The sequence below is a fragment of the Chitinophaga sp. SVR4-12A genome, assembly GCF_056754765.1.
Map to the genome: position 1 here is coordinate 4754044 of NZ_JBPGWP010000001.1, position 23779 is coordinate 4777822.

23 protein-coding genes are annotated in these 23779 nt (G+C 48.9%); 16 read left to right on the forward strand and 7 right to left on the reverse strand.

Annotation, left to right across the window (positions count from 1 at the left end; genetic code table 11):
- Positions 1 to 96: 96 nt before the first annotated feature.
- Together rbfA and ACR9Y8_RS19605 are read left to right on the forward strand one after the other, a co-directional pair.
- The gene (rbfA, locus tag ACR9Y8_RS19600; protein WP_481214944.1) at positions 97 to 471 is read left to right on the forward strand and encodes a 30S ribosome-binding factor RbfA; all 375 of its coding nucleotides are present in this window, start codon (positions 97 to 99) and stop codon (positions 469 to 471) included.
- A 16-nt stretch (positions 472 to 487) separates the two neighbouring features.
- Positions 488 to 1705 (forward strand): FtsX-like permease family protein, encoded by a 1218-nt coding sequence (locus ACR9Y8_RS19605; RefSeq protein WP_481214945.1) that lies wholly within the window; start codon positions 488 to 490, stop codon positions 1703 to 1705.
- Between the two features lie 217 nt (positions 1706 to 1922).
- Here ACR9Y8_RS19605 and ACR9Y8_RS19610 read toward each other — a convergent pair whose 3' ends face one another.
- The gene (locus ACR9Y8_RS19610; RefSeq protein ID WP_481214946.1) at positions 1923 to 2762 is read right to left on the reverse strand and encodes a transketolase; all 840 of its coding nucleotides are present in this window, start codon (positions 2760 to 2762) and stop codon (positions 1923 to 1925) included.
- A gap of 274 nt (positions 2763 to 3036) precedes the next feature.
- Between ACR9Y8_RS19610 and ACR9Y8_RS19615 the strand changes: the two genes are divergently transcribed.
- Positions 3037 to 4149, forward strand: a complete 1113-nt coding sequence (locus ACR9Y8_RS19615) for an MraY family glycosyltransferase (protein ID WP_481214947.1) — start codon at positions 3037 to 3039, stop codon at positions 4147 to 4149.
- A 191-nt stretch (positions 4150 to 4340) separates the two neighbouring features.
- Positions 4341 to 4904: a ribosome recycling factor gene (gene frr / locus ACR9Y8_RS19620; protein ID WP_481214948.1), complete on the forward strand. Its 564-nt coding sequence runs from the start codon at positions 4341 to 4343 to the stop codon at positions 4902 to 4904.
- Positions 4905 to 4978: 74 nt separating this feature from the next.
- On the opposite strand, the gene ACR9Y8_RS19625 is transcribed toward frr, so the two are convergent.
- On the reverse strand, positions 4979 to 5842 hold the full coding sequence (locus ACR9Y8_RS19625) for a DMT family transporter (RefSeq protein WP_481214949.1): 864 nt from the start codon (positions 5840 to 5842) through the stop codon (positions 4979 to 4981).
- A 151-nt stretch (positions 5843 to 5993) separates the two neighbouring features.
- Between ACR9Y8_RS19625 and ACR9Y8_RS19630 the strand changes: the two genes are divergently transcribed.
- The 8 genes from ACR9Y8_RS19630 (at position 5994) to ACR9Y8_RS19665 (ending at position 12509) form a co-directional block, all read left to right on the forward strand.
- A complete protein-coding gene (locus ACR9Y8_RS19630; RefSeq protein WP_481214950.1) occupies positions 5994 to 6740 on the forward strand; it encodes a PPK2 family polyphosphate kinase in 747 nt (248 codons plus the stop codon).
- Between the two features lie 45 nt (positions 6741 to 6785).
- Positions 6786 to 7217, forward strand: coding sequence for a large conductance mechanosensitive channel protein MscL (gene mscL, locus ACR9Y8_RS19635; protein WP_481214951.1), 432 nt, complete (start codon positions 6786 to 6788; stop codon positions 7215 to 7217).
- Between the two features lie 81 nt (positions 7218 to 7298).
- Positions 7299 to 8246, forward strand: a complete 948-nt coding sequence (locus ACR9Y8_RS19640; RefSeq protein WP_481214952.1) for a DUF3078 domain-containing protein — start codon at positions 7299 to 7301, stop codon at positions 8244 to 8246.
- A 129-nt stretch (positions 8247 to 8375) separates the two neighbouring features.
- Positions 8376 to 9164 carry a segregation and condensation protein A gene (locus tag ACR9Y8_RS19645; protein ID WP_481214953.1) on the forward strand — a complete coding sequence of 263 codons (789 nt, stop codon included), beginning with the start codon at positions 8376 to 8378 and terminating at the stop codon, positions 9162 to 9164.
- Complete coding sequence (locus ACR9Y8_RS19650) at positions 9164 to 10081, forward strand: helix-turn-helix domain-containing protein (protein WP_481214954.1); 918 nt, start codon at positions 9164 to 9166, stop codon at positions 10079 to 10081. Before ACR9Y8_RS19645 ends, ACR9Y8_RS19650 begins: the two co-directional genes overlap by 1 nt.
- A gap of 217 nt (positions 10082 to 10298) precedes the next feature.
- Complete coding sequence (locus ACR9Y8_RS19655; protein WP_481214955.1) at positions 10299 to 11180, forward strand: pirin family protein; 882 nt, start codon at positions 10299 to 10301, stop codon at positions 11178 to 11180.
- 99 nt (positions 11181 to 11279) lie between these two features.
- Complete coding sequence (locus ACR9Y8_RS19660; protein ID WP_481214956.1) at positions 11280 to 11804, forward strand: YceI family protein; 525 nt, start codon at positions 11280 to 11282, stop codon at positions 11802 to 11804.
- 294 nt (positions 11805 to 12098) lie between these two features.
- Positions 12099 to 12509 (forward strand): OsmC family protein, encoded by a 411-nt coding sequence (locus tag ACR9Y8_RS19665; RefSeq protein WP_481214957.1) that lies wholly within the window; start codon positions 12099 to 12101, stop codon positions 12507 to 12509.
- A gap of 156 nt (positions 12510 to 12665) precedes the next feature.
- Here the strand turns inward: ACR9Y8_RS19665 and ACR9Y8_RS19670 are convergent, their stop codons facing one another.
- Positions 12666 to 14573 carry a glycoside hydrolase family 3 protein gene (locus tag ACR9Y8_RS19670; protein WP_481214958.1) on the reverse strand — a complete coding sequence of 636 codons (1908 nt, stop codon included), beginning with the start codon at positions 14571 to 14573 and terminating at the stop codon, positions 12666 to 12668.
- 112 nt (positions 14574 to 14685) lie between these two features.
- On the opposite strand from ACR9Y8_RS19670, the gene ACR9Y8_RS19675 reads away from it, so the two are divergent.
- Together ACR9Y8_RS19675 and ACR9Y8_RS19680 are read left to right on the forward strand one after the other, a co-directional pair.
- Complete coding sequence (locus ACR9Y8_RS19675; RefSeq protein WP_481214959.1) at positions 14686 to 15405, forward strand: HAD family hydrolase; 720 nt, start codon at positions 14686 to 14688, stop codon at positions 15403 to 15405.
- 115 nt (positions 15406 to 15520) lie between these two features.
- Positions 15521 to 15892 carry a hypothetical protein gene (locus tag ACR9Y8_RS19680; RefSeq protein WP_481214960.1) on the forward strand — a complete coding sequence of 124 codons (372 nt, stop codon included), beginning with the start codon at positions 15521 to 15523 and terminating at the stop codon, positions 15890 to 15892.
- Positions 15893 to 15980: 88 nt separating this feature from the next.
- Here ACR9Y8_RS19680 and ACR9Y8_RS19685 read toward each other — a convergent pair whose 3' ends face one another.
- The 3 genes from ACR9Y8_RS19685 to dxs all read right to left on the reverse strand — a co-directional run bounded on the left by ACR9Y8_RS19685 (position 15981) and on the right by dxs (position 20381).
- Positions 15981 to 17132 (reverse strand): PAS domain-containing protein, encoded by a 1152-nt coding sequence (locus ACR9Y8_RS19685; protein WP_481214961.1) that lies wholly within the window; start codon positions 17130 to 17132, stop codon positions 15981 to 15983.
- Positions 17133 to 17292: 160 nt separating this feature from the next.
- Positions 17293 to 18354 (reverse strand): 2Fe-2S iron-sulfur cluster-binding protein, encoded by a 1062-nt coding sequence (locus ACR9Y8_RS19690; protein WP_481214962.1) that lies wholly within the window; start codon positions 18352 to 18354, stop codon positions 17293 to 17295.
- A gap of 98 nt (positions 18355 to 18452) precedes the next feature.
- The gene (dxs, locus tag ACR9Y8_RS19695; protein ID WP_481214963.1) at positions 18453 to 20381 is read right to left on the reverse strand and encodes a 1-deoxy-D-xylulose-5-phosphate synthase; all 1929 of its coding nucleotides are present in this window, start codon (positions 20379 to 20381) and stop codon (positions 18453 to 18455) included.
- 184 nt (positions 20382 to 20565) lie between these two features.
- Here dxs and ACR9Y8_RS19700 point away from each other — a divergent pair, with 184 nt between their 5' ends.
- Positions 20566 to 21609, forward strand: coding sequence for a sensor histidine kinase (locus ACR9Y8_RS19700; RefSeq protein WP_481214964.1), 1044 nt, complete (start codon positions 20566 to 20568; stop codon positions 21607 to 21609).
- 94 nt (positions 21610 to 21703) lie between these two features.
- Complete coding sequence (locus tag ACR9Y8_RS19705) at positions 21704 to 22432, forward strand: LytR/AlgR family response regulator transcription factor (protein WP_298736485.1); 729 nt, start codon at positions 21704 to 21706, stop codon at positions 22430 to 22432.
- 71 nt (positions 22433 to 22503) lie between these two features.
- Here ACR9Y8_RS19705 and ACR9Y8_RS19710 read toward each other — a convergent pair whose 3' ends face one another.
- Positions 22504 to 23262, reverse strand: coding sequence for a phosphoglycerol geranylgeranyltransferase (locus ACR9Y8_RS19710; RefSeq protein ID WP_481214965.1), 759 nt, complete (start codon positions 23260 to 23262; stop codon positions 22504 to 22506).
- Positions 23263 to 23779 lie beyond the last annotated feature (517 nt).

Here is a 23779-nt window from a genome sequence, read left to right on the forward strand (position 1 = left end):
GCTTCCATCGTGCCCGGTTTCCTGTATCTTTGCTTTATCAGATAAGTGCGCAAGTTACTATAAATTAGTCACTGGAGGCATTAAACCACTACACCAATGCAGGAAAGTAAACGGCAAAAACAAATAGGGCAGCTATTACAGAAGGAGCTGAGTGATATCTTTCAACGGATGGGGTATAACGTAACGGAGGGGGCAATGATCTCCATCTCTGCCGTTCGTATTACGCCAGACCTGCTTGAAGCCAGGGTATACCTGAGCATGTTCCAGATCAAGGACACGGCAGCCATGCTGAACCAGATAAAGGATCGTAACTGGGAGATCCGTAAAGAGCTGGGATTGCGGGTGGGCAAGCAATTGCGCCGCGTACCCGAGCTTTCTTACTTCCTGGACGACACCCTGGATTATGTGTTCCGGATGGAAGAACTGTTTAAGAAGATCCGGGATGATGATGCGGGAAGAGAGAATAAATAAAGCGTAAATTTTTTCGATGATCTGGCAATTTGCTTCCCGTTACTTCTGGGCCAAGAAATCTACCAACGCGATCAACATCATTGCATGGGTGAGCGTAGCGGCCATTGCCGTAGGTACAGGTGCGCTGATCGTTATCCTGAGCGTATTCAATGGCTTTGAGGGCCTGGTGAAATCCTTATATTCTTCCTTTTACCCTTCCCTGAAGGTAAGTCCGGCAACGGGCAAAACCATTATGCTTAGCGCGGCGCAGCTGCAGCAGATTGCGGCTACGCCCGGGGTGGCGCATTATTCCCAGGTAGTAGAAGAAAAAGCGGTGCTCCGCTTTGGCGAAGAAAAGACCATCGCCGTACTGAAAGGAGTAGACAGCCACTACAATGAAGTGGCCGGTGTGAAAGATAAAGTGGTGCGGGGCCGCTTCGACATGGGCGACGAAAATGCTTACCGTGCCGTATTGGGTATAGAGCTGGAAGCTGCTCTGGGAGTAGATGTAGAGCGTAGCCTGGTGCCTGTGGATGTATATGTACCCAAGCGCAGCGCAGGCAGCCTGCTGCCCAATGAGGCGCTGAACAGCGGTTATCTCTTTCCTGCGGGAGCATTTGCCATACAGCAGGAGTTCAACAGCAAGTATGTTATTACCAACATAGATTTTATGCGCCGGCTGCTGGAGCTGCCAGCCGGAGAGATGTCTGCCCTCGAGATAGCAGCAGCCCCGGGCGCCAATGAAGCGGCGCTGAAAAGCCGGCTGCAAACTTTACTGGGCAAGCAGTTCAAGGTGCAAACCCGTTATGAGCAGAACCAGGCCTTGTATGCCATTATGCAAACGGAAAAATGGGCTGTATATGTGATCCTTAGCTTTATACTAGTGATAGCCGCATTCAATATGATCGGTTCCCTGTCAATGCTGGTGATCGAGAAACGGAAAGACATTAGCATACTGAAGGCTATGGGTGCACGTAAAGGGTTGATCTTGCGGATCTTCCTGGCAGAAGGCCTGATTATAGCGGGTATAGGTGCCGGACTCGGTTTCGGGATCGGGATCCTGGTATGTGTGCTGCAGCAGCAGTTTGGGCTGATCAAGCTGGAAGGATCGTCTTTCCTGGTGGATGCTTACCCGGTGGTGATGAATCCGATGGATTTTCTGCTGGTGAGCCTCACGATCATTGTGATAGGGGTGGCGGCCAGTTGGTACCCGGCTAAGCAGGCAGCGAAGGAAGAGTTGGCGGTGGGAAGCTGAAAAAGTGGCTGTTAGCTGCTAGCTATTAGCTGTTAGCTGCAAGTGATGGATGAGCGGGATAAGAAACAGATAGAGAAAAGATATTTGCGCTTGTATATAACAATAAAGCGGTAGGACAAAAAGAACTGTTTAAAACAGCTTTTTATCTTACCGCTTTTTTATCTTTTGAGCTCGCTGTCAATCGTTTGTAGCTAACGGCTAATAGCTAGTAGCTTTTTCAATAATCTCCCAATGGTGTTTCCGGCAGTTGCGCCAGTGCCTTTGCCAGTTGTTCGTCGCTCGGGGCGATACCGTGCCATTCGTGATGACCTTCCATGAAGTCAACACCTTTGCCCATCACAGTCTTCATGAGAATGGCGATGGGTTGGCCTTTACCGGTGAGGCTTTTAGCTTTTTCCAGGGTAGCCACTACATCGTCCAGGTCGTTGCCGTTCATGTGCAGCACTTTCCAGCCGAAGGCAGCGAATTTAGGTTCGAGGTCGCCCAGACCGCCTACCTGCTCGGTGGGCCCATCTATCTGCTGGCCGTTCCAGTCAACCGTAATGATCAGGTTATCCACTTTATGGTGGGGGGCAAACATTACTGCTTCCCATACCTGTCCTTCTTCCAGCTCACCGTCGCCATGCAGGGAGAACACCAGGTGTTTGTCGCCGTTCAGCTTTTTGGTAAGTGCGGTGCCGATGGCTACGCTCATACCCTGACCGAGTGAACCGGTGGCAATCCTGATACCTGGCAGGTGCTCGTGGGTAGTGGGGTGGCCCTGAAGGCGAGAGTTGATCTTACGGAAGGTGTTCAGCTCCGAAGCAGGAAAGTACCCTGATCTGGCCAACGCGCTGTAGTACACCGGAGATATGTGGCCGTTTGACAGAACGAACACATCTTCATTACGGGCGTCCATATCAAAAGGCTGAGGGTTGTGCTGCATTACCTTAAAGAAAAGGGCCGTAAAATAATCGGCGCAGCCCAGAGAACCGCCAGGGTGGCCGCTTTGCACGGCATGCACCATACGAACAATATCCCTTCTGATCTGTGTAGCTATTTCATTCAGCTGTGGCATGATAGTTGCATTTTTATAAGTCGCAAAACTAAGAGATATTTGCAAAGAATAGTAAAGAGTTCCACAAACTTTTCGCTAAAGTCGATGTTCGGGCACCAAGTTTTTTAGTTTTTGAATTTTGCTGATATTCATTCAATTGAAATTAATATCTTTGTATAATTTTTGTATCCTAACCCCCCTACTGATGGAGAATGTATTAATTGCTAGCGTCCTGAGTTTTGTTGTGACCTACTTTGCAATTCCAGCCCTGATTAAGGTCGCGGAATTAAAGCATTTGTACGACGAACCAGATGAACGAAAATCGCATAAGTCCAATATTCCCACACTGGGAGGGATTGGCTTCTTCTCGGGTTTTGTGATGGCGGCCGCTATCTGTGTGCCTTCCTTTGCAAATTCCCCTTTTCAGTATATGGTGGCGGCCTTCTTTGTGATCTTTATGGTTGGATTGAAGGATGACATCGTAGGGCTCTCTCCTTTAAAGAAACTGATAGGCCAGCTGATGGCCTCTTTTGCCGTTATATACCTGGGCAACCTGCAGATCAACAGTATGTATGGTTTCCTGGGCATCGGTGCTTTACCGCAGCATTTTGGCCTGCTCCTTACTTACTTTACTTTCCTGGTGATTATCAACGCATTTAACCTGATAGACGGAGTAGACGGATTAGCCGGCAGCATTGGTATGCTGGTATCCTGCGTGCTGGGCACTTACTTCCTGTATTCAGGCGAGGTGCTGTATGCCGTACTGGGCTTTGGCCTGGCAGGCGGTCTGGCAGCGTTCCTGATCTATAACATCTCTCCCGCCCGGATCTTTATGGGAGATACAGGGTCTTTGCTGGTAGGCCTGGTAAATGCCATCCTGGTGGTGAAGTTCATAGAAGTGGCCGGTAACCCTGCTTCCAGGATGCCGGTGAATGCAGTACCTGCCGTAGCATTTGCCATACTGATCATACCTTTATTTGATACACTGCGGGTGTTTGCTATCCGTATGTTAAGAGGTAGGTCTCCTTTCTCAGCAGACCGTAACCACATCCATCACTACCTGCTGGAACTGAAACTCAATCATAAACAAACCACTTCCGTGGCGGTGGTTTCCAATATCATTTTTATAGTAGCTGCTTTCGCTTTGCAGGACATCGGGCCTAACTACCTGATGCTGATCGTAGTGGGCGCCGCAGTGGCAGGTACGGTAGTGCTTTACATTGCGAAGAAAGGCAAAACAGCTCCGCGGCCCGTACCGGTGCGGCAGACTACTATACCTGCTGCAGCCACTGTTAATACGGCCGCAGCCACTGCCAATGCTGCTACCCCTGCAGCTACATCTGATCCTGTTGTTACCAAGCCTAAAATACTGCGGGTAAATCCTGAAGGGATGCTGCAGGATAAATAAATAAACCGGAGGTTTGAGGTTTGAAGTTTGAAGTCTGAGGTTCGTTAAAAGTTAGAGGTTAGCGTATAGTCCTAAACTTTTAACATCTAACGAACCTCAGACTTCAAACTTCAAACCTCAAACTGTTTAAGGGCTTCTTTGATGATTAAAAGAAAACCTGTAGGTTTGCAGGCACTTAACTATTTTTTGTTATGCAAGATGACCTTACGCTAATAATGGACGATGCTACAGAGTCGATGGACAAGGCAATCAAGCACCTGGAAGTGGAGCTCACCAAGATCAGGGCCGGTAAAGCCAATCCCCAGATACTGGATGGTATTACGGTAGACTACTATGGCGCCCCCACCCCGCTTAACCAGGTAGCCAACGTGAGCGTAGCAGATGCCCGTACGCTTACCATTCAACCCTGGGAAAAAAATATGATCCAGCCTATTGAAAGGGCGATCATTGCAGCCAACATCGGTATCAATCCCCAGAACGACGGACAGATGATCCGTTTATTCCTGCCCCCTTTAACAGAAGAACGCCGTAAAGAACTGGTAAAACGCGCTGCTGGTGAAGGCGAGCATGCTAAAGTAGGCATCCGCAACATCCGCCGCGATGCGATCGAAGCTATCAAGCGACTGCAGAAAGATGGGTTAAGCGAAGACACTGCAAAAGATGCGGAAGCTGATGTACAACAGCTGACCGATAAATATATTGTCCTGGTAGATAAGCACCTTGCTACCAAGGAGAAAGAGATCATGGCTATTTAAGTAAAAAGTAAAAAAGCAAAAAGTAAAAACACGGCGGAGGTATCCGCGATCTTTTACTTTTTGCTTTTTTACTTTTATTTTTTATGTACCATATACACGCCCGCCAATATCACCCCCATGAAAACCACCTGTAACCAGGTAATGTTCTCACCGGCCAGCAGGCCCCAGCCTATTGCCACTACAGGTAAGGCATAGGTGACCATGGAAGCAAATACAGATCCCGCCCTTTGTATCAATATATAGAACAGTACCGTTGCAATACCGCTGCCGAAGATACCCAGCGTGGCGCTGGCTGCGAGGGAGATCCAGGGCGCGTGCTGCCCCGCAAACAGGTGGAAGAAATGACTGCCTATCAATACCGGTAAGGCCAGTACGGCACAAAAGGCCAGGGCGATAGAGCTGAGCTGAATAGAAGAAAATCCTTTCAGGTAATGATGCACCAGGGCAATGTTAACGCCATAACACACGGTGGCCAGCAGCACATAAAAGCCATAGTACCAGTAGCCGGCGCTCACCCCTTTGGCCACAAATAGCCCTACCACCCCCACCAGGCCTACGCAGATACCCGTGAGCTGCCGTTTTTCAAACGGGCTTTTAAAGATCAGCGTGCCCGCTATCAGCGCCATCAGGGGGGTAAATGAATTCAGGATACCAGCCAGGGCGCTGTCTATGCGCGTTTCTGCCAGGCAGAACAGAAAGGCCGGGATACCATTGCCCAACAAACCTGATAATAAAATATAAGGCAGCTTGTTAAGCGGCGTCTCCCGGATGTACTTAAAAAAGAAAGGCAGGAGCGTAAGCCCCGCTGCCACCAGCCTTACGCTGGCAACCTGGTAGGATTGCAGCCCCTCCATCCCGATCTTCATCAATATAAAAGAGCTGCCCCAGGTAAGGGAAAGCAAGAGAAAGATGCTCCAGTGCGTGATACGTTTATCCAAGACGGTAATAATTAGATGTTAAGTTGACAGTCTTTAGTGATTAAATGCGAAGATCATATTTACTGCGCTAACTGACAACAGTTAACTGGCAGCCGACAACTATTCTACAACTTATTTGTTACCTTTAACATAATGCAAATCCCCTCTTCTCATGGCAAAGATCAAACTATCGGATATTCCCACTACACCACCCAAAAAGCTGGATAAAGAAACTGTCAAAGAGGCCACTGACAAACTGCTGGAAGAGCTGGACGAGCTTCAGAACCTGCTGTACGCCCAACGGAAGCACTCCCTGCTGGTCGTATTGCAGGGTATGGACGCCAGTGGCAAGGATGGCCTGATCCGGGATGTGTTCGGGAGGCTCAATCCCCTCGGCGTCAAGGCCCAGGCCTTTAAAGCGCCAACCGAGGATGAGATGGAGCATGATTTCCTGTGGCGGATCCACCAGCATTCACCTGCCAAAGGTATGATACAGGTATTTAACCGCTCGCATTATGAAGATGTGCTGGTACAGCGGGTGCACAACTGGATAGATGACGATACCGCGTACAAGCGCATGAAGGCCATCAATGATTTTGAAAAGCTGCTGTCGGAACATAACAACACCCAGATACTGAAGTTCTATCTCCATATATCGCAGGAAGAACAGCGTCAGCGGCTGGAAGAGCGCACGGAGGATCCCCGTAAGATGTGGAAGTATAATGAGAAAGACATCGAGGAAGCCAAGCTGTGGAAGCAGTACCGTAAAGCCTATGAAGACGTATTTGAAGAATGCAACCATATTCCCTGGATCATCGTGCCTACAGACTCGAACTGGTATAAGGAGCATATCGTGGCTAAAACGGTAAGGGATACACTGAAAGAGCTGAAGATGAAATACCCCGTGCTTAAAAGGTAAATTATTATTTTCGCACCTGAAATCGTAACCATAAAACCCATCCATATGTCGTTCTTGAAAGAATTTAAGGAATTCGCCATGAAAGGCAATGTAATGGATCTGGCTGTGGGCGTGATTATTGGAGGAGCATTCGGAAAGATCGTTACAGCGCTGGTTGATAATGTATTGATGCCAGTTATCGGCCTCTTTACCGGCGGCGTTAATTTCTCAGACCAGTACATCCTGCTGAACAGCAGCAAGGGATCGGGCTTTCCCTCTCTGGCAAAGGCCAAGGAAGCGGGTGCGCCTGTACTGGCATATGGGGCATTCATACAAAGCGTGATCGATTTCATCATTATCGCTTTCTGTATTTTCCTGTTGGTAAAATTCATGAACCGGCTCATCCGCAAGAGGGACGAGGCTCCTGCAGGTCCTCCCGAGCCTACTGCGCAGGAAAAACTGTTGATGGAAATACGCGACCTACTCAAGACAAAATAATACCCGCTTAAGATTGATGGCAGGTTATTTCTCTATATGGGGATACAGGAAACTATTGCATTATCATTGAAATCACCTTATATGAAAACTTTACTTAGACCCGTTCTGTTACTGTGCTGTTTTTTAACTGGTATCTCCCTGGCAAAGGCCCAGCCGTGGACAAAGGAGCGGGAAGAGCTGATTGACAAGAAATTTAAATTGGTGCAGGAGGATACCTCCAATATACTCTGGAGAAAGGGCGGTATTTTTAATGTGAACATCAACCAGGGAACGCTCACCAACTGGGCGGCGGGTGGCGACAAGTTTTCCTTTTCCGTTAATTCCACCTTTACCGGGTACCTCGCCTACCGCCAGGGGCGCCACACCTGGGATAACGTGCTGGAGCTGGCCTATGGCTATGTACGCACCACCAGTCTCGGGGCACGCAAAAGTGACGACCGCATAGATTTTACCAGCAAATATGGCTATAACATCGGAGACCACTGGTATGCCAGTATATTAGGCAACCTGCGTACCCAGTTCACCAATGGCTACCTGTATGACAGCGTGCCGCCGCGGCTTACCTCCCGCTTCTTTTCACCGGCCTACCTGCTGCTGGCGCCCGGTTTTGATTACAAGCCCAATGAGTCGCTGTCTGTCTTCATGACTCCTATCTCTACCCGCTGGCTGTTTGTGATGGACGATGTGCTATCTTCTCAGGGCGCATATGGCGTAGACACCGGTAAGCATGTGCTTTTACAAGTGGGCGCCTACGTATCTGTGAACTATAACAAGGAGATCATGAAAAACGTGATCCTGAAATCGCGCCTGGACCTGTTCTCCGATTATCGTCACAATCCACAGAACATAGATGTTTTTATGACCAACGTGCTGATGCTCAAGGTGAACAAGTATATCTCCGCCAACCTGAACGTAGACCTGATCTATGACGACGACGTGAAGCAGTTCGTGAATGAGAAAACAGGGGTTAAAGGCCCCCGGCTACAGGTCAAACAGGTGATAGGGGTAGGATTCTCGGCCCGGTTCTAGAAATTTTGTTATTTTTGATAAATTCCAAATCCCAGATTACAAATTCCAAAAAGCGGAGATCTCCGCAATGATCATTTGGAGCTTGGAATTTGGGATTTGGAATTTACTAATTAACTGATAATCATTCCCGTGAGCGATAACAGCTATAAAATAAAACTCCCCCAGTTCGAAGGTCCTTTTGACCTGCTCCTGTTCTTTATTGAAAGGGACGAGCTGGATATTTACAATATCCCGATCAGCAAGATCACACAGGATTTCCTGGACTATATCCACCATATGAAATCGCTGAACATAGAACTGGCCAGCGAATTCATACTGTTTATAGCCACCCTGATGCGCATCAAGGCCAAAACGCTGCTGCCCCGAAAGGAGCTGGATGAGCAGGGCAATGAAATAGATCCGCGCCTGGAGCTGGTAGACAAGATCCTGGAATACAAGCGCTTTAAACAAGCCGCCGCAGAGCTGGCCGAGAAAGAGGCGGAGCGCATGCTGCAGATCAAACGTGGTAACATTGCCAAGGAACTGGCCGAGATCGGCGAGGTAACCAGCGAAGGCACCGAAGTACAGACGCTTACGCTCTTTAAGCTGACCAAAACCTTTGAAAAGGTGATGCAACGTATCAAGGAGCGCGACAATAAACCCCAGCACGTGGTATATAAGTATGATTATACCATGGAAGGCTCCCGTGAGTTTATGCTGGATCTGGCCCGTACAGAAAAAACACTGGCCTTTGAGAAGATCTTCGACCACTGTAAAGACCGTATTCATGCCATCTTCCTGTTCCTGAGCATGCTGGAACTGGTGCAGCAGAAATACATGGGCATTATGGTGGGTGAAGGCAGGAACAATTTTATCATCGATTATATTGATCCTGCAGACAGAGAAGAAGAAGTTGCTGGCATATTTGAAAAAGACTGATGGCGGAGAAACAAGCAATAGAAATACTTTCCCTGCCCGTATATGCACAGGCAGATACTTCCTTTGTAGTGTCAACGCTTTGTTCCCTGGGCCCCGATTTCTTTGCCCATACCGAAGCGCCCCACCGGCATGAGTTCTATACCATCTACTGGATCAGAAAGGGAGAATTGACACATACCATCGATACCGTAACGCATGTAGTGGAAAAGAACACGCTCTTTTTCCTGGCCCCGCGGCAGGTGCACAAAATGCATTTCAGCCAGAAGGTAGACGGGTATATGATCGCCTTCCCTGACGCCTTTATGTGTTTACAGGAGGCCGCCAGCATGGCGGGCATCCAGACAGACCTTTTTATCAACAACCAGTTCAGCAGCGTGATCACCCTGGACCAGGAACAGGAAAAGGAATTTGAAGAGATCGTACAACGTATGCTGCGCGAGCTAAGCGAAAAAGAAGCCGGCTATGAAACCGCGCTGCACAGTTTGTTGCGCTATTTCCTGGTGCTGGCTTTCCGTATCAAAGGCGCCAACATGGCGGCAGTGCCGGAACAGTTTGCGGCGCATAACAGCTCGCTGTTCCTGCATTTTAAGAACCTCATAGAAGAGCAATTCATGCAGCTGAAGACCGTTTCTGATTATGCCGCCCGCATGCATATCAAACCTGTGCTGCTGAATGAGATCAGTAAACAGTTATCCGGCATCACTGCAGGAGAACATATCCGTAACCGCGTAATATTGGAAGCCCAGCGCTACCTATACAATACCGACCTTACCGCTAAAGAAATAGCCTATAAACTGGGCTTCGAAGACCCCCATTATTTTAGCCGCTTTTTTAAGAAGTACACCCAGCAAACCCCTTCCGAGTTCAGGGAAAGCGCCAGAACAGGAAAGACAGAAGGGCTGAGATTGGAGGTTTAATGTTTGAGGTTTGACGTTCGTTAAACGTTGAATGTTCAGAAACATATAGCCTGCGGTTGCTTAAATGCCTGATTTTAAGATTTTTAGGGTGCTTCCTCCTAACCTCAGACCTCCATCTTCAAAGCTCAAACTAAAAAAAGTGCACCACTTGCGATGTTTTATCCATTTCAAATAGTTGTTGCAACGCATAATTTTGTGTCGTATTCAGGAGGTTAATATGATAACGACGAAAACAATAAAAAGTGTCAGCAATATATATAAGGCTCCGGCGCCGCATATGGTGGGCGATGGATTCAGGGTGCAGAACGTATTTCCCAGCGGGAACAGGTTGGGAAAAAAGATCAGCCCCTTCTTTTTACTGGATTACGGGGCGCCGGCCTACTTTCCTCCAAGCAATAAACCCAGGGGCGTAGATGAGCATCCGCACCGCGGTTTTGAGACCGTGACGATCCTGTATCAGGGCGCCCTGGAACACCGCGACTCCGCAGGGAACTACGGAAAGTTGTATGCGGGCGATGTACAGTGGATGACAGCAGGTTCTGGCGTAGTGCATGAGGAAAAACATGAAACGGAATTTGCCCGCCAGGGTGGTACGCTGGAAGTAGTGCAATTATGGGTGAACCTGCCAAAGGCATATAAGATGACCGCTCCCCGCTACCAGGAACTTTCTAAAGACCGGATACCGGTAGTACCGGTGGGTGAGCATAGCCGGCTGCGGGTGATCGCCGGGAACTTTAATGGTCACGATGGCCCAGCCAGCACTTTTACGCCGCTGAACCTGTTTGATATACAGCTCAAAGCCGGTGACAGCGTAACGCTCAACTTACCGGAAAACTATAGCACCGGCATTGTAACGCTGAAAGGCTCCGTGAACTATAATGAAACGCATGCTGCGAAAGAAGTGGAGATTGCATTGTTTGATACAGCAGGTGAAGAGATCACTATCACGGCCATTACCGATGCCACACTGCTGGTATTGAATGGTGAGCCGATCGATGAGCCCATATTTGCCTACGGGCCTTTCCTGATGAACACAGAACATGAAATAATGGCGGCCATCGATGACTACAACGCCGGAAAAATGGGACATCTGAAGTAGCAGCTGGCTTTTGGCTATTAGCTTTTAGCTGGTAGCGGTTAACAGCGAACAACTAGTATTTAATACCTTTTTAAAATAAACTGATTAAAAACACAAACAATGGCAACCTGGAAAATTGATTCAGCACACAGCGAAGTACAATTTAAAGTAAAGCACCTGATGATCAGCACCGTAACCGGTCAGTTTTCAAATTTCGAAGGCACGGTTGAATCTGCCAACGATGATTTCAGCGGCGCAAGCATTACGTTCGAAGCAGATGTGAACAGCATCAGCACCAAGAACGCAGACCGCAACCAGCACTTGAAAGCGCCCGATTTCTTCGATGCTGCACAGTATCCGAAAGTGCGCTTTGTTTCTAAAGAAGTGAAAAAATTAGACGAATCAAATTATAAAGTAACCGGCGATCTTACCATCCGCGAACATACCAGGCCTGTTGAACTGGCTGTTGAATATGGCGGTATCACAAAAGATCCCTGGGGACAAGTGAAAGCAGGTTTTGAACTGACTGGTAAGATCAACCGTAAAGAATTTGGATTGTCTTTCCACGCTACTACCGATAATGGCGGCCTGGTGCTGGGTGATGAAGTGAAATTGCTGGCAGCAGTAGAAGTGGTGAAGCAATAATGTTTGAAGTGTTTTAGGTTAAACAAGGTAGAATTTACATAGGAATAGCAAAGGATTCATAGAACAGTAACAGCAATAATCAGCATAAGTGGAACAATGTAGGGGAGTGACCCTGATAATTGAAAAGTGCAAATGGAAGGGCACAGATAGAATGGAATAAATGAAACATTATAGCAGGAAAAGAAGCTGAAGGATCAATTGTCAGGCGAAAAGTAAAAACCGTCCCGGTTATAATCGGGGCGGTTTTTTTATTAACTTGATTCTCTCTTATTACTCACCTCAAAAATTGCAACAATGAAACGATCCGCATCTGCTAACTGGCAAGGCACAGGTAAAGAAGGCAAAGGCACATTGACTACAGAAACCGGCGTACTGAACCATACTCCCTACTCTTACAGCAGCCGTTTTGAAAGCGGCGCAGGCACTAATCCGGAAGAGCTGGTAGCGGCAGCGCATGCAGGCTGTTTCACCATGAAGCTGAGCTTCCTGATCTCCGGTGCAGGGTTTACACCGGGTAATATTGACACCAGGGCTACTGTTACGCTGGAGAACGGTATGGTGAGCAGCAGTCACCTGGTGGTAAATGCAACAGTGCCGGGCCTGGACAAGGGGAAATTTGATGAGCTGGTGGAAGATGCAAAGGCGAATTGTCCGATTTCGAAATTGATGAATACAAGTATAACGTTGGAGGCGACGCTAAGCTAGTTTGAGGTCTGAAGTTTGAGGTCTGAGGTTCGTTGAAGGTTGCAAGTTTAATGTAGACGTCTTCGTCAGAGAAACTGTCTGATTGGATATAAAACTTGTTTTGAACCTTTAGCTTTTAACGAATCTCAGACCTCAAACTTCAAACCTCAAACTGCCTTAGTAACTCATTCCCCAGCCAAACTTATACAGCGGCTGCTTTGAATCATACGGCACATCTTCCTTTTGTGCGCGTACGGCTTCCATAGAAGAAGGCAGTTCAATAGGTAGTTTTCCTTCCGGTTTGGCTTTGCCGAAGATCACATCCAATACGGCTGCATCGCTGGCGCCGAAGTCGGCCAGCAGGCCTTTGGCAGCTTCGTTAATCTCGGGTATCACGGCGGGACGATCAAGGTAGATGTCTACGATAGACGGTGTGGTGCGGATCAGCATCAGGAGGCTGTCCTTCTGTTTGCCTTTAAAGTCCAGATCGCCGTGGTGAAACATCAAAGCGAACGGGTTCTTGGTGGCTACGGGGTAAAAGGGTGTGTTAAGGCGAATGATGGCGATGTCTGCATCAGCGGCCTGGTCTACTACCACGCCGTATTCTGCGGCTACTTTAGGATCTATATTCTTTATATACAGTTTTAATGTGCCGGGTTTCAGCGGCAGTTTTTTATCGGTGTTCTTCAACAGCGTGATGGCTCTGCGCTGCGAAGCTTCTCCTTCCTTGCTGAAAGCGGCATTGCCTACCATGGTGGCTGCTTTTTCGACATTTACAAAGGGATGATCAAACAGTCCCAGTTCAAATTTCTGCCGCAGCAGCCTTCTAACGGAGGTGTCTATACGCGCTTCGGTAATTTGTTTACTCTTTACCAGGTTCACTACCAGCTGAGGCAGGTTCTCACCGCCAAACTGGTCTACACCAGCATCGATCACCTTTTTTACGCGCTGTTCGGGGCTGAGCTTTTCCACGCCCCAGGCCCTCGCAGGCCATATGGTGGCGCCCAGGTTGGCGTCGGAGATCAGTCCCCAGTCTGTACATACCACACCATCATAGTGATATTTGTTGCGCAATAAACCGGTAATAATATCCTTATTAAAGGCAAAGCCTACGTTCTCGCTAGTTTGATCCATGGGCACGCCGTAATAGGGCATAATAGCGGCTGTATGCGCTTTAAACGCTGCTTCAAAGGGAATAAGGTGGTAATTGAAATTCTTGCCAGGGTATACCTGTCCGCGCTGAAATTCAAAATGCGGGTCCAGCCCTTCTTTCTGGGGGCCGCCGCCGGAGAAGTGTTTGGTCATGCAGGCTACGCCCGAATCGTTCAGCGAATTACCTTGGTAACCCAGTATGTAAGCATAAGCCATTTTTGCGGAGAGCGCCGCATCTTCGCCAAAGGTACCGCTGATGCGGGGCCAGCGCGGCTCAGTGGCCAGGTCTACCTGCGGGTGCAGGGCCTCGCGGATACCTACGGAAACGTATTCCTGCCGCGATATTTCTGCAAAGCGGCGGGTAAGGGCGGTATCGCCGATGGCCGCCAGTCCGAGCGGCTCGCACCACTGAGAGAAGCGGCTGGCCTGCATGGCGAAGATATTATTGCTGAAATGATTGCGTGGATCGGAGGCGATGGTGACCGGGATACCCAGGCGGGTATTGGCGGCGTATTTTTGAAGACTATTATACCAGGTGGCCAGTTCCCTGGGTGGAGCGGGAATCATCCAGAGGTTGAAATGGTTCATTTTCATGCTGTCCACCAGTTTGGTAGCGGCCATCACTCCGGCCAGCATGCCTTCTGCGGGCTTATCGTCCAGGCTGCCGTCGGCATTTACTTTGGTGCCGTTAATGAACAGCATACCGGCTTTTTCTTCCAGCGTCATTTGTTGCAGCAGGTCGTTCACGCGCTGTTCTACAGGCTGCCGGTTGTCTTCGTAAGGGTCCAGCTTCCCGTTCTTGTTCAGGTCGCGAAAAGTAAACCCGTTGATGGTAAGCGTGCCGTCCTCGTTTTTTGAAGGGCTGTTGTTACAGGCCGGTAGGATAGCAGATAAGGCAAGGATAGCAAAGGGTATAAAGGGCCAATTTTTCATAAGGTGGAAGTAGTTTTGATCACCTGAATATAAGCATAAATATGTAGTGTGTCAATACGACGCGCACTTAGTTGCTCTGAATTGATTTTCAAATTGTTTGTATTTTTAAGCGATGTTACTAGCAACGGATCTTGACGGCACATTCCTGGGCGGCAGCCCGGAAGACAAAGCGCAGTTATACAGCTGGCTGAAACAGCAGAAAGATGTAAGCCTGGTATTTGTTACAGGCAGGGGATTGGCCAATGTGCAGCCTTTATTGGACGACCCTCAGATGCCAATGCCGGATTATATCATCTGCGACGTGGGCGCTACCGTGGTAAAAGGCAGTAGCCTGGAGCCGGTGCAGCCTCTTCAGGAAGCCATTGAGCAGAAATGGCCCGGAGAGGCGATGGTAAGGGCCCAGCTGGAGCAGGTATCCGGTTTACGCTACCAGGAAGTGCCCCAGGAAAGGCGCTGTTCCTTTTATTACGATGCCAGCACCCCTATTGATGTAGCATCTGCCATTGCTACTGAGCTGGGCTGTGATGTGCTGCAGTCGGCCGGAAAATACCTGGATATATTACCCGCGGGCGTCAATAAAGGCAGTACGCTCACGCAGCTGCTGGAAATGCTTGGCTACCCGGCTGAGGAAGTACTGGTGGCCGGTGATACCATGAACGACCGGTCATTATACGACGCCGGTTTTAAAGGTGTGGTTGTAGGGCTTGCCGAAGCGGCATTATTGCAGTACACCCTGCCATTTACCCACGTACTGCAATCAGAAAAACCAGGCGCAGCGGGTATTATCGAAGGTATTTCCTGGTTCACGTCGGAAAAAGAAAAAAGATCGTAACTTAGAAATGGCTTTCACTATATACATTGGATATTGACTGATAGCGATAGGAAATGATGAGCACTTCGTTCTATGTTCATTCATCATTTAACTGCTACAATAAAATCAATACACCATGGAAATTCCAACACAGACTTCAGACCTGCAGCAGCAGATCAGTTCCTGGAAAAGCAACGTAGACAATGCACGGCAGGAAATACGGGAAATGCGCGGCAGGTTAGAACAGATGGCGTACCGGAAAACAGATGCTGATATGCTTATCCATGTAGAGCATTTTCAGAACCAGTTCATTTGCCAGATGGAAGTAGCGGATGAATTGTTCCATGACCTCAAACAATCTGCGAAGAAATTGATGAATAATGGCGTCCTTGCGATTGTTCATGACGATCGTCCTGTTGACGATGTTGGCACTTTACATGACCGTATGGAGACTTTTCAAAAGTTGTACGGTGAACTAAGACATGAGTTCGAGCAATTTGCAAAGTAAAAAGAAGTCGTAAGCGGTTAGTCGAAAGTGGCCAGTGATTGGTATTCGCTGCATTTACTTACAACTTACGACTAACCACTTACCTCTCTTAATTACTTTTCTCTATTTCCCTCACTTTTTCTTCCACCTTGTGGATGATCTCGTCCAGTTGTGATGTGCTGTCATACAGCCAGTCGATGAGCTGGTTGTTGAGCGACATGTCCTGATTGCTTTTATCAAAAAGCTGTGCAATGCCGAGGATGGAAGCAATGGGCCGTCTTACTTCGTGGGAGTTGATGCGGGCAATCTCCCGCAGACCTTCGTTCTGCTCGCGCAGGCGTTGAATGATCTGTTTCTTTTCAACAATGTGATCTATATCCTGCAGCAGTCCTACCATACGGAGAACCGTTCCGTTCTCACGGATGATATAAGCTCTTGCCAATACAGATTTATAGGCGCCGCCCGCACAGAGCAGGCGGTATTGTGCTTCATAATATTCATCTGTGCTTTGCAGGGTTTCTTCAAAGTAGGTGATCACATGGTCCTTATCATCAGGATGTACCTGCGCCAGCCACCACTCCATGGTAGCGCCGGTTTGCGGGGTATAGCCGAACAGGGAATAAAGACCATGGTTCCAGATAACCTTATCAGTGGCAAGGTCCCAATCAAAAACTGCGTCGTTAGTGGCTTTGGTGACGAGATCATACCGCTTTGCCAGTTCATGTGCTTCGATGCTTTCCTTTACCTGTGCATCAACATCCACCGCCATGACAATGCGGGTTCGCCTTCCGAGGTAATAACCATCATGCCCGTAGAGCTCTACATAAAAATCAGTACCGTCTTTTTTGCGGTGTTTCCATAAACCGCGGTACTGTCCATCCGGACGGTTCTGTTGCACACTCTCCAGCATTTTAGCAATCTCCTTCGGATCACGTATGTCCTTTAGCGTTAGTGAAAGAAATTCCTTCTTACTGTATCCGTATTTTTCTATTGCTGCGCGGTTCACGGCCAGAAAGCGAAGCGTTCCGTATTCGTATATCCACATAGGAATGGGATGATTGTCGAACACACGGAAATATTGCAGCACAAAACGGTAGCGGAATAAAAAGTAGAACAAGAGCGCTGTACTGAATGAGGCAAACAGACCGTAGGAGAGCCAAACAGGCTCCGGGAGTATCCGGTTGATCAGGAACAGCACAGACAACCATAGGATAATACCTGCAAAACACACAGTTGCCAGCCTGAAAGGGGTATAACGCATGGCAGCATTTTTATCAAAATTTAACGATAAAAAAGCGAAGGACAAAATTTATAGCTGCGCGCTATAAGGGAAAGCTCCAAGCTGCAAGCTACAAGCTGAAGGAGTATACCGTTTATTCAGGTACCCGCATGAACGGCGTTAGCTTGCAGCTTGTAGCTTTTTACAGCTCTATCCTGACGTGTTCGCTGATTGGGTAACTCACGCAGGTAAGGATAAAGCCCTGGGCCAGCTCTTTATCCGTGAGCACCTCATTAACGGGCATCCATACTTTACCTTCGGTACAACGGGCGGTGCAGGAGCCGCAAACGCCACCCTTACAGCTGTAGGGCAGTAATACGCCCTGCTGCAGGGCACTGTCAAGGATATGCTGATCACCGGGGACGGTAATACGATGGGACTTACCGCCGATCAGCAGCTGTACATCTTTGGGAGAGGCGTCGCCGGGGCGTCCGGCCTTTTCCACCTTTACGGCGGTATTCACCACAAAGTTCTCCTTGTGCAGCTGTTCTTCTGCAAAGCCCATGAAAGTAAGGGTGAGCAGGATCATACGCATATAATCCGGGGGGCCGCAGGTAAAGAATTCCGCATCTTCCCTGTTGTAGCGGAGGTGCTCATTTACCAGTGGCTCCAATGAAACGTTGTTCAGCCGGCGGATGAAACCGGGGTTGTCATCAGGCAGCTGCCTGCTGAACAGGTAGATGATCTGCAGCTGTGCACTGAACCTGGTTTGCAGTGCCTGTAATTGTTCAAAGAAGATGGTTCTTTCCGGCGAAGTGGTGCTGTAAATGAGTGTAACCCTGGCCGATGGCTCCCGGTAAAGAATATGTTTCAGCAGGGAAAAGATGGGGGTAATACCGCTGCCGGCGGCCATCAGGAAGATATCACGGGGGCGCGGGCCCAGCGTATTAAGGGTAAAGCGGCCGCTGGGCAGCAGGCTGGTAATGATATCCCCTTGCTGCCAGTGGCGCAGAATGTAACGGGAGATCTCCCCGTTCTCCTTTTCGCGGATGGTGACAGACAGGAAGGGATCTATGCCGGGAGTTGAGCTTAAAGAATAAGAACGGCGGTAGGTAGTGCCATGCAGCGCTATGAGGAAAGTGAGGAACTGACCTGCCTGGTAGATCACTGGTTCATCGCTGGTATTTTCCAGGCGGTAAGTGAAGGCGTCCGGTGTTTCCTTTATTATTTCGGTGATACGCAAACGAAGATACAGATCCGGCATTGGGTAAAAATTCAAATCCCAAATTCCAAATTCCAAATGGTGTTCGCGAAGATCTTCGCTGTTTGGAATTTGGAATCTGGGATTTGGAATTTCTTAGTTTATTCTGTTATTACAGTGATCTTACTTTTAAGCATTTCCCTCACTTTCGCGGCAATGGCAGCGGCGTCGTACCCGCATTCGCGGTGCAGCTCTTCCGGCTTGCCATGTTCCACGATTCGGTCTGGTATGCCCAGCATCCGTACTTCGGCGTGATAACCATTCATGGCCATGAATTCCAGTATGGAGCTGCCAAAGCCACCTGGCAGGGCGGCATCCTCCACGGTGATCACCTTATTGAACTTGCTGAACACTTCGTGCAGCATTTCGGTATCCAGCGGTTTAACGAAGCGCATATCGTAGTGGGCGGGCTGCAGTCCGTCTGCCAGCAGCTCTTTGCAGGCTTCTGTTACGAAGTTGCCGGGATGACCAATGGAAAGGATGGCCACGTCTTTTCCGTCGCGGATCTTGCGGCCGGTGCCTATTTTGATCTCACGGAAAGGCTGACGCCAATCGGGCATTACGCCTTGTCCGCGGGGATAGCGGATCGTAAATGGTGAATTGTTGGAGGGCAGCTGTGCCGTGTACATGAGGTTGCGCAGCTCTTCCTCGTTCATGGGGGCGCTCACGATCATATTGGGAATGCTCCGCATATAGGCGATATCGTAAGCTCCGTGGTGAGTGGGACCGTCATCGCCCACCAGTCCGGCACGGTCCAGGCAGAAGACCACAGGCAGGTGCTGGATGGCTACATCGTGCACTACCTGGTCGTACGCCCTTTGCATGAAAGAAGAGTAGATATTACAGAACACCCGCATGCCCTGTGTGGCCAGTCCGGCGGAAAGGGTTACGGCGTGCTGTTCGCAGATGCCCACGTCGATGGCGCGGTCCGGCATCTTTTCCATCATAAATTTCAGGGAGGAGCCGGACGGCATGGCGGGTGTGATACCCATGATCTTGTCGTTCTGCTCTGCCAGTTCTATGATGGTATGTCCGAATACATCCTGGTATTTGGGCGGCTGCGGGGTGGTGACCGGCTTTTTAAAGATCTCGCCGGTGATCTTGTCGAACAACCCGGGAGCGTGCCAGAGGGTCTGGTCCTGTTCTGCGAGGGCATATCCTTTGCCTTTGGTGGTAACGATATGCAGCAGTTTGGGCCCGGGGATGTCTTTCAGGTCCTGCAGGGTATCTACCAGTTTGGTGATATTATGACCGTCGATAGGCCCGAAATAGCGCAGGCTGAAGGATTCAAACAGGTTGCTGGAGCTGGACACGATGCCTTTGAGGCTGGCTTCCAGTTTGGAGGCCATCTCGCGGGTAAAACGTTTGCCTACCGGCAGCTTGCCCAGCAGGTTCCATACATCATCACGTAACTTATTATACGTATGGGAGGTAGTAATGTCTGTTAAATATTCTTTCAGCGCGCCCACATTGGGATCTATGGACATGCAGTTATCATTCAGGATGATCAGTACATTGGCGTTGGACACACCTGCGTGGTTAAGCGCTTCGAAGGCCATACCGGCGGTCATGGCGCCATCGCCTATCACGGCAATATGCTGGCGGTCCTGTTCTCCTTTGAGCTGGGAGGCGATGGCCATGCCCAGGGCGGCGGAGATGGAGGTGGAAGAGTGTCCTACCCCGAAGGTGTCGTAAGGGCTTTCGTCGCGTTTAGGAAACCCGCTGAGGCCTTTGTATTTACGGTTAGTATGGAATACTTCCCGGCGTCCGGTCAATATTTTATGGCCGTAGGCCTGGTGGCCAACATCCCATACCAGCTGGTCGTACGGTGTATTGAACACATAATGCAGGGCGGTTGTTAACTCTACCACGCCCAGGCTGGCCCCGAAATGGCCCCCATGCACGCTAACCACGTCTATGATGTACTGGCGTAGCTCATCACATACCTGGTGAAGCTGTTCTTTGCTTAACTTCCGCAAGTCGGCGGGGTATTGTATCTGGCCCAGCAAAGGACCGGGAGTAATGTTCATAGTTATAATACCGGATCAGGGTTTGTTATAAATATATGGCAAAAATAGGTAAAAATAATGTGCGGATGTGCGGCACCTTAAATCCACCCATCCGTACTTCTGCCCTTTGATAACATTTACTTTCAGGTGGGCAGTGCTGAATGGTATTTTTGAAATAAAGCGACAGTTTACTAATTTCAAATTGATGTTTAAACACATATCAAAATATTGGTGGTGCCAGGTACTTGGGTGGATGGCGTATTTTGTGATCAATATCTTCTTTGCTTATTCTTACAACGGAAAGGTAGAATCTTCCTTCTTAGTCAATATCATCATTTTGATGTCGTTTGGGCTCTTGTCCACTCATTTGCTGAGGAATGTTATCAACCGGCAAAACTGGTTTCAATATAGTTTTGAGAAGCAGATATTGTTATTCTTTGCGCTGATCGTAGGGGCCGGGGTGCTCATGTCTCTGGGGGCAACCTCGGTGAGCAATTTTTTCCGGGAGCCAGACCATCGTAAGGCCTTTTCGGGGCAGGAGGTATTCAGGAGCCTGTTGTCCAACTGCCTGATCACCACCATCTGGTGGCTGATCTACTTTATCTGGCATTATGTAGACAGGAGCCGGAATACCCAGGTTGATAAGCTGAAGCTGGAAAGCACGGTAAAGGAGCTGGAGTTGAAAACCATCAAATCGCAGCTGAACCCGCATTTTATATTCAATGCGCTGAACAGCATCCGGGCCCTGGTGGATGAGAACCCGCAACGGGCGCGGACGGCCATTACGGAGCTGTCTAACATCCTCCGCAGCTCCATGCAGGTAGAGAAAGTTGAAACGGTAAGCCTGGAAAATGAGTTAAATATTGTGAAAGATTACCTGGCGCTGGAGAACATCCGGTTTGAGGAGCGGCTGAAGGTGCAGTATGATATTGATCCCGACACGCTGGAGCTGCCCGTGCCGCCGCTGATGCTGCAAACCCTGGTGGAGAACGCCATTAAGCACGGCATTTCCAGGATGGTGCATGGAGGCGTGGTGCGTATCAGCTCGCATTTGCGGCAGATGCAGCATGAGCTCACCATTGAGAACACGGGCCAGATACAGATCGTGGAACCCGGTAACGGGCAGGGCTTTGGCTTGCAGAGCACCCGGCAGCGTCTGAGCCTGTTGTTTGGCAGCCGGGCCTCTTTTGAGATCTATAACAAAAATGAAGAAACGGTGGAAGCAAAAGTGCTGATGCCGTTGATATAGAGCTTTTAGCTGTTGGCTATTAGCCGTTAGCCGGCGGCTAACAGCTAAGGCTGATAGCTAAAACCACTGTCATCAACCAAACAAATAGTTTCAGATGAAAAAAGCGCTAATAATTGATGATGAACGCCTGGCCAGAAGCGAACTAAAGAAATTACTGGCCGATCACCCGGAGATCGTAGTTGTTGGAGAAGCGGTAAATGCTAAGGACGGGCTGGAAAAGATTGAGACACTGCATCCCGACCTGTTGTTCCTGGATATCCAGATGCCGGACAAAACAGGGTTTGATCTGCTGGCAGAACTGGAAAGGACACCGCAGGTGATATTCACCACGGCCTATGACGAACACGCCCTCAAAGCCTTTGAGTACAACGCACTGGACTACCTGTTGAAGCCCATTGAGCCCAAACGCCTGGCAGATGCCATCCATAAGCTGCACCAGCAGGAAGAAAAGGAGCGTCAGGCGGCAGCCGGAGGCATACGCACCATCCTTTCGGAGAATGACCAGGTATTTGTAAAGGATGGAGACCGCTGCTGGTTCGTAAAGCTGCAGGAGATACGCCTTTTTGAAAGCGTGGGCAACTACGCGCGGGTGTATTTCGAAAACAACAAACCGCTGATACTGAAGTCATTGAATGCGCTGGAAGAACGCCTGGACGAGCGGACCTTCTTCAGGGCCAACCGCAAACATATTGTAAACCTTCGCATGATAGAGAAGATCGATACCTACTTTAATGGTGGCTTACTGCTGGAAATGCGTGGCGGGGAAAAGATTGAGGTAAGCCGTAGGCAGGCGGTGAAGTTTAAGGAGATGATGAGCCTGTGAAATCAGCTTTTGGCTGTTAGCTTTTAGCTATTAGCGCTTAATGCTAACGGCTAAAAGCTAGCAGCTGACGGCTATTTTATAGCTACCGGCGCTGAATGCACTGCGTCGGCAATTTCTTTAACCAGGGAGAGGTCTTTTTCGATAGCATTACCTACAACGATCACATCTGCACCGGCTTTACAGTCGAGATAAGCTTTTTCTGCATCGCGGATACCGCCGCCAACGATCACGGGCACACTTACCTGGCTGGACACCTGGCTGATCATGCTTTCACTGATGGCGTCGCGGGCGCCGCTGCCGGCATCCATATAGATCATTTTCAATCCGAGCATTTCCCCCGCCATTGCGGTACACATGGCAATATCATCCTTGTCTGCAGGGATGGGGGTGGTATTACTGATATAGGAAACCGTGGTAGGAACGCCACCATCGATCACCATATAGCCGGTAGGAATAATTTCGAGCCCGCTGCGTTTAACCGCGGCGGCCGACACCACGTGCTGGCCAATAAGGAGCTCAGGGTTCCTGCCGGATATTACGGAAAGGTAAAGGAGAGCGTCTGCATACCGAGACACCTGGGTAGGGCTTCCTGGAAAGAGCACAACAGGGATGTCACAGGCAGATTTGAGCCGTTGTACGCATTCATCGAGGTGCTGGGTTATGACCAGGCTGCCGCCGAGGAATATATAATCCACCTTGGCTTCTGCACATTTGGCTGCAAGGTCTGTTATTCCAGCAGGCGTTACCTTATCCGGATCAATCAGGACTGCAAATGACTTTAAACCTTTTGCTTTTCTTTCAACGAAAGAAGTGTATAGTTTTTTGTACATCAAATAAGCGTTGTTCCGGTTGTCGCAAATGTATAAAAAAATTGGTAAAAGTGACTACCCGTGTTGTATATATGCATGACATTCATTTTTTATGGGAGCTGAGATCCTGCTTTTGGAGTAAAACCTGGCCTACCAATTGTACCATAGCAAGGTTTAGGCCATTTTTTGGTTATTAACATTCCTAATGTACTGATATTTAAAGCCTTTAAAGGTAGGGAAACGGCTGGCAGCCTGAGGTCTGTTGGCATCTGACAGTTGGTTTTCCAATTATCCACAAGCTGTGAAAAAGAAAAATGACTTATCCTAAATTTAAAAAATTATTTTAGCAATACCTCAGGTTTTCAGAAAAATCTTATTGTTAAATCTCCAATTCATGGGACAGATAAAACCGGGCATAAGTAACACCTTTTACACCCTGAGCAACTACTTAAAGTAGGTCTAACACCATTAAGCGCAGCCACTTACTGCTGGTGTAGTTATGTGAATGCCGGGTTCCCGTCCTGCCAATGGAAAAAAA